Genomic DNA, 10,242 nt, shown 5'->3' with positions numbered 1-10,242 from the left:
CTCCGCCGCCGAACCCGCCGCCGAAGAAGCCCCCGATGAACGGCCCGCCGTGGAAGTCGTCGTCGTCCCAGTGCCGGCGCCCGCGGTGACGGCCGCCGCGCATGAAGAGCATCACGACCGCGATCATGACAAAGAAGACCACGAGCGCCCCGGCGAAGTTTCCCTCGCGGGAATCCTCCCCATAGTCGCGCGGCTCGTAACCGGGCAGCGCCTCGAGACCGTACTCCACCATCGTCTCGGAGAGCAGGGCGCTGTAGAGCTCGCGGGTCCCCGCGTCAAAATCGCCCGCCTTGTAGCTTTCGAGCGCGTAGGCGTCGATCATGCGGCCGACCTTCGCGTCGTTGAGCGCGCCCTCCAGACCCCGCCCCACCTCGACGCGGATCTCCCCGTCGTCGGGCGCGAGCAGAAGGAGCAGGCCGTTGTCCTTCTCCCCGTCGCCGATGCCCCACTGGCGGCCCACGTTCAGCGCATAGGACGCCGGGTCCTCGCCGTCGAGCGACCGCACCGTCAGCACGACGATCTGCGCGCCCGTCTCCTGCGCAAGGGAGGCGGACTGCTCCATGATATACGCTTTGGTGTCCGGCGAAAGCACGCCGGCGTAGTCGTTTACAAAGAAGTCGCTGGTCGGGCTCGGATAGGCGGCGCCGCAGAGCGCCGCCGCCACAAGCAGGAGCGCCGCGAGAATGGCTGCTGTCTTTTTCATGCCCGTCCCTCTCCGCTTACGCGCCGAAATCCACGTCCGGCGCAGACTGCGCCGACTCGGGCGCGGTGAAGTACTCCGCCTTCTCGAATCCGAACATGCCGGCGACCAGGCGGTTCGGGAAGGTGATGATCCTGCTGTTGTAGCTCTTGACCGCGTCGTTGTAGTCGTTGCGCGCGACCGAGATGCGGTTCTCGGTGCCCGCGAGCTCATCCATCAGCGAGATATACCCCTGGCTCGACTGGATCTCCGGATAGTTCTCCACGACCATCAGCAGCCGGGAGAGCGCGCTGGAGAGATTGTCGTTGGCCGCGGCCAGCTCCTCCATCCCCATGCCCTGCGCGCCCGCCAGCTGCGCGCGCGCCTCGGTGACGCTGTCGATGACCGACTGCTCCTGCGCCGCCAGCCCCTTGACCGTGTTGACGAGGTTGGGGATCAGGTCGGCCCTGCGCTGAAGCTGGGTCTGGATCGCCGCCTGCTGGGTGTCGACGTTTTCGCGCGCCGCGGCGATGCCGTTATACCCCCCGACAAGGGAGACACCGATGATCACGATGATCGCGAGAACCGCGATCAGGACGACCACGCCGGTAGACATTTTTTTCATCTTATCGTTCCTTTCTTTTGGCCTGCCACCATCCTAGCACAACCCGGCGTCCCGTACAAGCGGGCCGCCCGTGAATTCACGAATCCGTCACAGACCGTTCATTTTCCCAGTTCGCGGACCATCTGGACATAGGGCAGCTCTTCGTAGCCGAGGCGGCCGTAGAGCCTGCGCGCGCCTTCGTTATCCGGCTCCACCTCGAGGCGGAAGCGCGCCGCCCTCCCCGCATAGTATTCGCTGACAAAGGAAAAATACGCGCTGCCGAGCCCCTTCCCCTGGAATTCGGGACGCAGGTAGAGCTCCTCGAGCAGCACGACCATGCCGCCCGCCTCGGTCGACCAGGTGAGGGACACCTGCCCGTAGCCGGCGAGCTTCCCCTCCTGCTCGAGGAGGAAGACGTCCACATAGGGGCTGTCCGAGACCGCCTGCTCGTAGGTGCGTTCAAAAAAATGCGCCGGGACGGGGTGCAGCACGGCCGGCGAATGGTAAAATTCATCGAGCAGCGTGAGAAAATCCGTTTTGTCCTGCGGGGTCAGCTTCCTGATCATGTTATTCATGCTCCTGTTCCTTGATATTTGGCAACAGTATACCCAATTCCGTCCCGTTTTGCAACTCCGCCCGGACGTCCCCGGCCTCCCTTGCCAATTCCGCCCACCCGTGCTATAATGTTGCCAACGGGAAATATCCGGTACAATTTCATCGCCTGCGTCCAAGGGGGCTCCCGCGGATCAAGGCTTTTCAGGTAAATCGTTCTAAAGCGCGCGGGTTCGGCCCGGCGGAGAAGGCGGTGGTATTTTTGTGCTGCAAACGCGGCGCCGCGCCTTTGGGGACGCGGCGCTTTTTTTGGCGGCGGAGACGCGGCCGCTTCGGAAAGGAAGGCTGACGGATGGAAACAAGAATCGCCCTGATCGGCATCATCGTGGAGGACATGCGGGCGGCGGACCGGCTCAACGCCATCCTGCACGAATTCGCGGGCTGCATCGTCGGACGGATGGGCATCCCCTACCACGCGAAAGACGTCAGCATCATCAGCGTGGTCGTCGACGCGCCGAACAACGTGATCAGCTCCCTTTCGGGCAAGCTCGGGATGCTCCCCGGCGTCAGCATCAAGACGGTCTATTCCAAGGCAGGAGGTCCCCCGCATGACGCTGAATGACACGGTTTCCGGGCTGGCAGGGCTTCTCACTTTACAGGACTTCTCCCCCGTCTACCGGGAGGCCGACCGGGTCCGTCGGGAGGCGGTCGGGGACGTGGTGCACATCCGCGCTATCCTCGAATTCTCCAACCACTGCAGGCGGCAGTGCCGCTATTGCGGGCTCAACAGCAGGAACGCGGCCTGCGACCGCTACCGCATGACGCCGGAGGAGATGGTTGATTCCGCCCGCGCCGCCTGGGAGGCGGGCTACAAAACGATCGTGCTCCAGTCGGGCGAGGACCCGTTTTTTACCTCCGCGCTGCTCGGGGAGATCGTCCGGGAGATCAAGCGGACGGGACTGGCGGTGACGGTGAGCTGCGGCGAGATGCCGCGGGAGGACTACGCGCACCTGCGGGCGTGCGGGGCCGACCGCTACCTGCTCAAGCACGAGACCGCCGACCCCGTCCTCTACGATTCGCTGCACCCCTGCGGCACCCTCTCCGAGCGGGTCGCCTGCCTGAAAACCCTCAAGGCCCTCGGGTTCGAGACGGGCAGCGGGTTCATGATCGGGCTGCCCGGCCAGACGAACGAGACGGTCGCGCGCGACCTGCTGCTGCTGCGCGAGATCGGCTGCGACATGGCGGGCATCGGGCCCTTCATCCCCCACCCGGACACGCCGCTGCGGGACCTGCCGCACGGGAGCACCGAGCTCACCAAGCGGGCGGTCGCGCTCGCGCGGCTGCTGCTGCCGAAGGCGAACCTGCCCGCCACCACCTCCCTCGGGGTGATCGACGGGAAGGAAAAAAACGACGTCTTCTCCTGCGGGGCGAACGTCATCATGCGCAAGGTGACGCCCGACGCCTACAAGCAGAAATATGAAATCTATCCCGCCGCGCTCGGACATACCGATATCAAGGCCGAGCGCGCCGAGCTGGAAAATATGATCCGCGGTCTGGGAAAAATACCGCAGTAAAGAAAGGTTGAATGAAAATGTACAATCCGAAGTCGAAGGTCGCAACCGAATTTATCGACGACGCTGAGATCAGGGAGACGCTCGAGTACGCCGAACAGAACAAGGCGAATTTCCCCCTCATCGATCAGATCCTGGAGAAGGCCGCAACGCTGAAGGGCCTCTCCCACCGCGAGGCGGCGGTGCTTCTCGAATGTGAAGACCCCGCCTACATAGAAAAAATCTACGCGCTCGCGATGGACATCAAGAAGAAAAACTACGGCAACCGCATCGTCATGTTTGCCCCCCTCTACCTCTCCAACTACTGCGTCAACGAGTGCCGCTACTGCCCCTACCACCACCACAACAAGCACATCGCCCGCAAGCAGCTCTCCCAGGAGGACATCGTGCGGGAGGTCGTCGCGCTCCAGGACATGGGCCACAAGCGCCTCGCGCTCGAGACGGGCGAGGACCCCGTCAACTGCCCGATCGAATACGTGCTCGAGAGCATCAAGACGATCTACGGCATCAAGCACAAAAACGGCGCGATCCGCCGCGTGAACGTCAACATCGCCGCCACGACGGTCGAAAACTACCGCCGCCTCAAGGAGGCGGGCATCGGGACGTATATCCTCTTCCAGGAGACCTATAATAAAGAGTCCTACGAATACCTGCACCCGGCGGGGCCGAAGAGCAACTATGCCTACCACACCGAGGCGATGGACCGCGCGATGGAGGGCGGTATCGACGACGTGGGCTGCGGCGTGCTCTTTGGGCTCAACCTCTATAAATACGACTTTGTCGGCCTGCTCATGCACGCCGAGCACCTCGAGGCGGTCTTCGGCGTCGGCCCGCACACGATCAGCGTGCCCCGCGTGCGCACCGCCGACGACATCGACCCCGACGAGTTCAACAACGCCATCTCGGACGAGATCTTCCAGAAGATCGTCGCCGTGCTGCGTGTCGCCGTCCCCTACACCGGCATGATCATCTCGACGCGCGAATCGCAGAGGACCCGCGAAAAGGTGCTCCACCTGGGCATCTCGCAGATCTCCGGCGCCTCCCGGACGAGCGTCGGCGGCTACGCCGAGGCCGAGGAGGAGAACTCCGCCCAGTTCGACGTCAGCGACAACCGCACCCTCGACGAGGTGGTGGGCTGGCTGCTCGACCTCGGCCACATCCCGAGCTTCTGCACCGCCTGCTACCGTGAGGGACGCACCGGCGACCGGTTCATGACCCTTGTCAAAAACCAGCAGATCGGCAACTGCTGCGACCCCAACGCGCTCATGACCCTCAAGGAGTACCTCGAGGACTACGCCTCCCCCGAGACGAAGGCCAAGGGCGAAAAGATGATCGCGGACACGATCCCCCTCATCCCCAACGAGAAGGTCCGCCGCCTCACCGTGGAGCACCTGGCGGACATCGCCGCGGGCAAGCGCGATTTTCGGTTCTGACCGGGCCGTCCGCCCCCGTCAATGGCGCCGGGGACGGACACGAAACCGCATCATATAAAAGGAGTGCCATTCCATGAGCCTGACAACAACCCCCAGCGCCAACCGGCTGCACATCGGCATCTTCGGCAAGCGCAACAGCGGCAAATCCTCCCTTATCAACGCGATCACCAACCAGGACACCGCCCTCACCTCCGAGGTCGCGGGCACGACGACCGACCCCGTCTACAAGGCGATGGAGATCCACGGCATCGGGCCCTGCATGCTGATCGACACCGCCGGCTTCGACGACGAGGGGGAGCTCGGCGCGCTGCGCGTCCGGCGCACGCGCGACGCGCTCGAAAAGACCGACGTGGCGATCGTCGTCTTCTGCGAGGCGGACGTCTCTCTGGAGGCCGACTGGATCGGGGCGCTGCAGGAACGCGGCACGCCGGTCGTCGCCGTCATCAACAAGGCCGATCTGCTCGGCAACGTCTCCGAGATCGCCAGGGCGATCCATGACGCGTTCTCCCTCTTCCCCATCGTCGTCTCCGCAAAGGAGCGCACCGGCGTCAAGGACGTGATCGAGGCGGTCATTCGCCAGCTGCCCGAGGATTACGAAAAAAAGAGCATCACCGCCGGACTCGTCGGCGAGGGGGACGTCGTCCTGCTCGTCATGCCGCAGGACATCCAGGCGCCCAAGGGCCGCCTCATCCTGCCGCAGGTACAGACGATCCGCGACCTGCTCGACAACCGCTGCGTCGTGCTGTCGGTCACGGCCGACAAGCTCGACGAGGGCCTCGCGGCCCTGCGGGAGCCGCCCCGCCTCATCATCACCGACTCGCAGGTCTTCCCCGCCGTCTACCAGAAAAAGCCGCCCGAAAGCCTGCTCACCTCCTTTTCGGTGCTGATGGCGGCCGTCAAGGGGGACATCGCCTCCTTCGTCGAGGGGGCCGCCGCGATCGACGCGCTCACCCCCGATTCCCGCGTGCTCATCGCCGAGGCGTGCACCCACGCCCCCCTCGAAGAGGACATCGGGCGCGTCAAGCTCCCCCGCCTGCTGCGCAGGCGGGTGGGCGAAGCCCTCGCCGTCGACGTGGTCAGCGGCCCCGACTTCCCGGAGGATCTCAGCGGCTACAATCTGATCATCCACTGCGGCGCCTGCATGTTCAACCGCCGCTACGTCCTCTCCCGCATCGAACGGGCCCGCGCGGCGGGGGTCCCGATCACCAACTACGGGGTCGCGCTCGCCAAGCTCGGCGGCATCCTCGACAAGATCAGCTACCGCTGAATCGCAACCGTGCAGCATCCTGCAAAAAGGCCGCCGAAGGCGGCCTTTTTCTGCACGGATATTTGCATTTTTCCCCTCCGCAGCCGGTAAATTTGGGCGGATTCTGCAAGACTTTCCCGGAAAAGATGCAAATAGGCCCAAATCCCCTTGACTTTACCGCTCTGATTGCATAAACTGTATCTCAAAGGCTTAGCGCCTTTTCTTGTGTTGCAAGAATGTTTAATATGGGAGAGGATTAAAATGAAAAGAGTACTTGCTCTCGTTTTGGCGACCCTGGTGCTGCTCGCGGCCGCGGGCTGCGGCTCCAAGCCCGCCGAGGAGAAGACCTTCACGATCGGAATGGAGTGCGCCTACGCCCCCTTCAACTGGACCCAGCTCGAAAAGACCGACACCGCCGTCGACATCGGCAACGCCTCCTACGCGGACGGCTACGACGTCGTCATGGGCAAATACATCGCCGAGAAGCTCGGCCGCACCCTGGTCGTCAAGCCGATCGCCTGGGAAGGCCTCGAGCCCGCCGTCAACAACGGCGAGATCGACGCGATCATCGCGGGCATGACCGCCACCCCCGAGCGGAAACAGAACGTCGACTTCACCACCCCCTACTATGAGAGCAAGATGGTCGTCATCGTCCGCAAGGACAGCGACCTGGCCGGCATTACCGACATCCAGCAGCTCTCCGGCCGCAAGGTCCAGGGCCAGCTCAACACCATCTACGACGACGTCATCGATCAGATCGACGGGGTCGACCACGTCACCCCGCTCGCGACCTACCCGCTGATGGTCGTCGCGCTCCAGAACGGCGAGGTCGACGCGCTGACCGCCGAGCTGCCCGTGGCGGTCGGCGTCACCAGCAGCAACTCCGACTTGACCTACGTCGAGTTCGACGCGGACAAGGGCTTTGAGGCCGACACCTCCGTTTCAATCGCGGTCAAGAAGGGCAACACCGAGCTGCTCGACGAGATTCAGAAGGCGCTCGACAGCATCACCGAGGAGACCCGCCAGCAGTGGATGATCGAAGCGACCGGGCGCCAGCCTGCGCAGGAATGATCCACGGCGCACGCCGTCCGAAAGTACGAAAGATAGGATTGTGTGACCATGTTTGCATCTGCAATTGATATCGCCGTCAAATACTGGCCGATGTTCTGGGCCGGCATCAAGACGACCCTGCTTCTGTCCATCACCGGCACCGTCATCGGCCTGCTGATCGGCCTGGTCGTCGGCAGCGTGCGGTCGGTCTGCTCCAAAAGCGAGTCGCGGGATTCCGGCGTCGCCAAGGCGGTCAAAAAGATCGTCTATTTCATCACCTGCGTCTATGTGGAGTTCTTCCGCGGCACCCCGATGATGGTGCAGGCGGTCTTCCTCTACTACGGCCTCAAGCCGGTCTTCAACTGGGACACCACCGTCGCCGGCATCTGCATCATCTCGATCAACACCGGCGCCTACATGGCGGAGATCCTGCGCTCCGGGCTCCAGTCGGTCGACGTCGGCCAGACCGAGGCCGCGCGCAGCATCGGCATGACCCCCGCGCAGACGATGTTCCACGTCGTACTGCCGCAGGGCGTCAAAAACGCCTTCCCCGCCATCGGCAACGAGTTCGTCGTCAACATCAAGGACTCCTCGGTGCTCAACGCCATCTCGGTGACCGAGCTGTTCTTCCAGTCCAACAAGATCGCGGGCAGCATCTTCAAGTTCACCGACACCTTCCTCGTGACCGCGCTGGTCTATCTGGTGCTCACCTTTACGACCACCCGCATCCTGCGCGCGATCGAAATCCGCATGCACCGCCCGCCCTCCAGCTATCCGACCTCGCAGACGGTGCCCGAGGCGCGCATCAAACCGGAAGGAGGGGCGCAGTGATGGAACACATCGTGGAGATCAAAAACCTCAAAAAGCACTTTGGCGAGCTGCGCGTCCTCGACGACATCAACTTCCACATCGACAAGGGGGACGTGATCACCGTTATCGGCTCGTCCGGCAGCGGCAAGTCCACCCTGCTCCGGTGCATCAACCTGCTTGAGATCCCCGACGACGGCGAGATCCTCCTCCACGGCAAGGATATCCTCAAGGGGGAGCTCGACGTCAACAAGCACCGCGCCAAGGTTGGCATGGTCTTCCAGTCCTTCAACCTCTTCAACAACATGAGCGTGCTGAAGAACTGCATGATCGGCCAGATGACCGTGCTGAAGCGCAGCAAGGAGGAGAGCCAGAAGAAGGCGGAGCAGCTGCTCGCCACGGTGGGCATGTCCAGCTTCATCGGCGCCTCCCCCGCCCAGCTCTCGGGCGGCCAGCGGCAGCGCGTCGCGATCGCGCGGGCGCTCTGCATGGACCCGGAGGTCCTCCTCTTCGACGAGCCGACCTCCGCGCTCGACCCCGAGATGGTCGGCGGCGTGCTCGCGGTCATGAAGGATCTGGCCAAGTCGGGCCTCACGATGATCGTCGTCACCCACGAGATGGGCTTCGCCCGTGAGGTCTCCTCCCGCGTCGTCTTCATGGACAGCGGCATCATCCTCGAGGAGGGCCCGCCCGAGCAGATTTTCACCGCCCCCAAAAACGAGCGCACGCGGGAGTTCCTCTCGCGCTACCTCGCATAGAAAAAACGGATCAAAAAGGCCGCCGGCATTGCCGGCGGCCTTTTTTCGTTTATTTGTGATAGAGCTTTTTGGTCTGGTACTGCGGTTCGCAGGTGAGGTTGAGCCCCAGCTTGCGGAAGGTGTCCCCGTCCACGTGGGAGAGGATGACCGTCGAGTGCGCCTCGCAGCCGCGCAGCTTCTGGAGCTGGCGCATCGCGAGCTCCGCCGTCGGGTTGGTCGCCGCGCAGATCGACAGCGCGACGAGGATCTCGTCGGTGTGGAGCCGCGGGTTGTGGTTGCCGAGGTGCTTGGTCTTGAGGTTCTGGATCGGCTCGATGATGATCGGCGAAATCAGGTGGATGTCGTGCTGGATGCCGCCGAGCGCCTTGAGGGCGTTGAGCAGCACCGCCGCCGACGCGCCGAGCAGGGCCGAGGTCTTGCCCGTGACGATGCGGCCGTCCGCGAGCTGGATGGAGGCGGCGGGCATCCCCGTCTCCTCCGCCTTTTTCAGCGCCGGGGCGATCACCGGGCGGTCGGAGGTCGACACCCCCGCCTGGTTCATGAGCAGCTCCACCTTGTAGACCATGTCCGCGTCGGCGAGGCCCTGGCGCTGCTCGCAGAGCACGCTGTAATAGCGGCGGATGATCTCCTGCCGGGCGGCCGCGCAGACCACCCCGTCGTCGGTGATGCAGCTGCCCACCATGTTGACGCCCATGTCCGTCGGGGATTTGTAGGGGGAGACGCCCGCGAGCTTCTCGAAGATCGACCGGAGGACGGGGAACACCTCCACGTCGCGGTTGTAGTTGACCGTGGTGACCCCGTAAGCCTCGAGGTGGAAGGGGTCGATCATATTGACGTCGTTGAGGTCGGCGGTCGCCGCCTCGTAGGCGAGGTTGACCGGATGCTTGAGCGGCAGGTTCCAGATCGGGAAGGTCTCAAACTTCGCGTAACCGGCCTTCACGCCGCGCTTGTATTCGTGGTAGAGCTGGGAGAGGCAGGTCGCCATTTTCCCGCTGCCCGGGCCGGGCGCAGTGACGACCACGAGCGAACGGCTCGTTTCGATGTATTCGTTTTTGCCGTAGCCCTCGTCGCTGACGATGAGGGGCACGTTGGAGGGATAGCCCGCGATCGGGTAGTGGCGGTAGACCTTGACGCCGAGGCTCTCCATCCGCTTCTGGAAGGCGTCGGCCGCGGGCTGGGCGCTGTACTGGGAGATCACCACGCTGCCCACGTAGAGTCCGATGCTGCGGAACGCGTCGATCAGGCGGAGCACGTCGAGGTCGTAGGTGATGCCCAGGTCGCCGCGCAGCTTGTTCTTTTCGATGTCCGAGGCGTTGATGACGATGACGATCTCCACCTCGTCCTTCAGTTCAAGCAGCATCTTCACCTTGCTGTCCGGCCGGAAGCCCGGCAGCACGCGGGACGCGTGGTAGTCGTCGAACAGCTTGCCGCCGAATTCGAGGTACAGCTTGCCGCCGAACTGCGCGATCCGTTCGAGGATGCGCTCCGACTGTGTGCGCAGGTATTTTTCGTTGTCAAAACCCAGCTCCATAAATCTCCAAC

11 protein-coding genes are annotated in these 10,242 nt (G+C 63.6%); 7 read left to right on the top strand and 4 right to left on the bottom strand.

Annotated elements, in window-relative coordinates; translation table 11 throughout:
• The 3 genes from RCI06_RS06805 to RCI06_RS06795 form a co-directional block, all read right to left on the bottom strand.
• Window positions 1-703: YgcG family protein (locus tag RCI06_RS06805; RefSeq protein WP_306575194.1), on the bottom strand; the 703-nt coding region annotated here is incomplete at its 3' end.
• A 16-nt stretch (window positions 704-719) separates the two neighbouring features.
• The gene (locus RCI06_RS06800) at window positions 720-1,304 is read right to left on the bottom strand and encodes a LemA family protein (protein ID WP_276873247.1); all 585 of its coding nucleotides are present in this window, start codon (window positions 1,302-1,304) and stop codon (window positions 720-722) included.
• Window positions 1,305-1,402: 98 nt separating this feature from the next.
• Window positions 1,403-1,849 (bottom strand): GNAT family N-acetyltransferase, encoded by a 447-nt coding sequence (locus tag RCI06_RS06795; RefSeq protein WP_121585738.1) that lies wholly within the window; start codon window positions 1,847-1,849, stop codon window positions 1,403-1,405.
• Between the two features lie 338 nt (window positions 1,850-2,187).
• On the opposite strand from RCI06_RS06795, the gene RCI06_RS06790 reads away from it, so the two are divergent.
• From RCI06_RS06790 to RCI06_RS06760, 7 genes are all read left to right on the top strand, one after another.
• Window positions 2,188-2,457: a TM1266 family iron-only hydrogenase system putative regulator gene (locus RCI06_RS06790; RefSeq protein WP_101550943.1), complete on the top strand. Its 270-nt coding sequence runs from the start codon at window positions 2,188-2,190 to the stop codon at window positions 2,455-2,457.
• Entirely contained in the window at window positions 2,444-3,409 is a 966-nt protein-coding gene (hydE, locus tag RCI06_RS06785) for a [FeFe] hydrogenase H-cluster radical SAM maturase HydE (RefSeq protein WP_101550946.1), read from the top strand. The genes RCI06_RS06790 and hydE overlap by 14 nt, the downstream gene beginning before the upstream one ends.
• Window positions 3,410-3,426: 17 nt before the next feature.
• Window positions 3,427-4,839, top strand: a complete 1,413-nt coding sequence (gene hydG, locus RCI06_RS06780) for a [FeFe] hydrogenase H-cluster radical SAM maturase HydG (RefSeq protein WP_121585990.1) — start codon at window positions 3,427-3,429, stop codon at window positions 4,837-4,839.
• 73 nt (window positions 4,840-4,912) lie between these two features.
• Window positions 4,913-6,106 carry a [FeFe] hydrogenase H-cluster maturation GTPase HydF gene (hydF, locus tag RCI06_RS06775; RefSeq protein WP_121585744.1) on the top strand — a complete coding sequence of 398 codons (1,194 nt, stop codon included), beginning with the start codon at window positions 4,913-4,915 and terminating at the stop codon, window positions 6,104-6,106.
• Window positions 6,107-6,346: 240 nt separating this feature from the next.
• Window positions 6,347-7,156 (top strand): transporter substrate-binding domain-containing protein, encoded by an 810-nt coding sequence (locus RCI06_RS06770; protein ID WP_306575189.1) that lies wholly within the window; start codon window positions 6,347-6,349, stop codon window positions 7,154-7,156.
• A gap of 48 nt (window positions 7,157-7,204) precedes the next feature.
• A complete protein-coding gene (locus tag RCI06_RS06765; RefSeq protein WP_101550950.1) occupies window positions 7,205-7,966 on the top strand; it encodes an amino acid ABC transporter permease in 762 nt (253 codons plus the stop codon).
• Window positions 7,966-8,700, top strand: coding sequence for an amino acid ABC transporter ATP-binding protein (locus RCI06_RS06760; protein ID WP_101550952.1), 735 nt, complete (start codon window positions 7,966-7,968; stop codon window positions 8,698-8,700). Before RCI06_RS06765 ends, RCI06_RS06760 begins: the two co-directional genes overlap by 1 nt.
• A gap of 49 nt (window positions 8,701-8,749) precedes the next feature.
• Here the strand turns inward: RCI06_RS06760 and RCI06_RS06755 are convergent, their stop codons facing one another.
• The gene (locus RCI06_RS06755) at window positions 8,750-10,231 is read right to left on the bottom strand and encodes a DUF1846 domain-containing protein (protein ID WP_101550954.1); all 1,482 of its coding nucleotides are present in this window, start codon (window positions 10,229-10,231) and stop codon (window positions 8,750-8,752) included.
• Window positions 10,232-10,242: the final 11 nt, after the last annotated feature.

Origin of the sequence: Anaerotruncus massiliensis (ex Togo et al. 2026), assembly GCF_030825285.1 — a bacterium.
GTDB classification, from domain to species: Bacteria; Bacillota; Clostridia; order Oscillospirales; family Ruminococcaceae; genus Anaerotruncus; species Anaerotruncus massiliensis.
Note: the sequence above shows the minus strand (reverse complement) of the source record. Positions and strands in the feature narration are given on the sequence as shown.

Excerpts from the sequence above, each read along its gene's own strand:
- RCI06_RS06800 (WP_276873247.1), bottom strand. The coding sequence starts at position 1,304 with ATGAAAAAAATGTCTACCGGCGTGGTCGTCCTGATCGCGGTTCTCGCG.
- RCI06_RS06795 (WP_121585738.1), bottom strand. The coding sequence starts at position 1,849 with ATGATCAGGAAGCTGACCCCGCAGGACAAAACGGATTTTCTCACGCTG.
- RCI06_RS06790 (WP_101550943.1), top strand. The coding sequence starts at position 2,188 with ATGGAAACAAGAATCGCCCTGATCGGCATCATCGTGGAGGACATGCGG.
- hydE (WP_101550946.1), top strand. The coding sequence starts at position 2,444 with ATGACGCTGAATGACACGGTTTCCGGGCTGGCAGGGCTTCTCACTTTA.
- hydG (WP_121585990.1), top strand. The coding sequence starts at position 3,427 with ATGTACAATCCGAAGTCGAAGGTCGCAACCGAATTTATCGACGACGCT.
- hydF (WP_121585744.1), top strand. The coding sequence starts at position 4,913 with ATGAGCCTGACAACAACCCCCAGCGCCAACCGGCTGCACATCGGCATC.
- RCI06_RS06770 (WP_306575189.1), top strand. The coding sequence starts at position 6,347 with ATGAAAAGAGTACTTGCTCTCGTTTTGGCGACCCTGGTGCTGCTCGCG.
- RCI06_RS06765 (WP_101550950.1), top strand. The coding sequence starts at position 7,205 with ATGTTTGCATCTGCAATTGATATCGCCGTCAAATACTGGCCGATGTTC.
- RCI06_RS06760 (WP_101550952.1), top strand. The coding sequence starts at position 7,966 with ATGGAACACATCGTGGAGATCAAAAACCTCAAAAAGCACTTTGGCGAG.
- RCI06_RS06755 (WP_101550954.1), bottom strand. The coding sequence starts at position 10,231 with ATGGAGCTGGGTTTTGACAACGAAAAATACCTGCGCACACAGTCGGAG.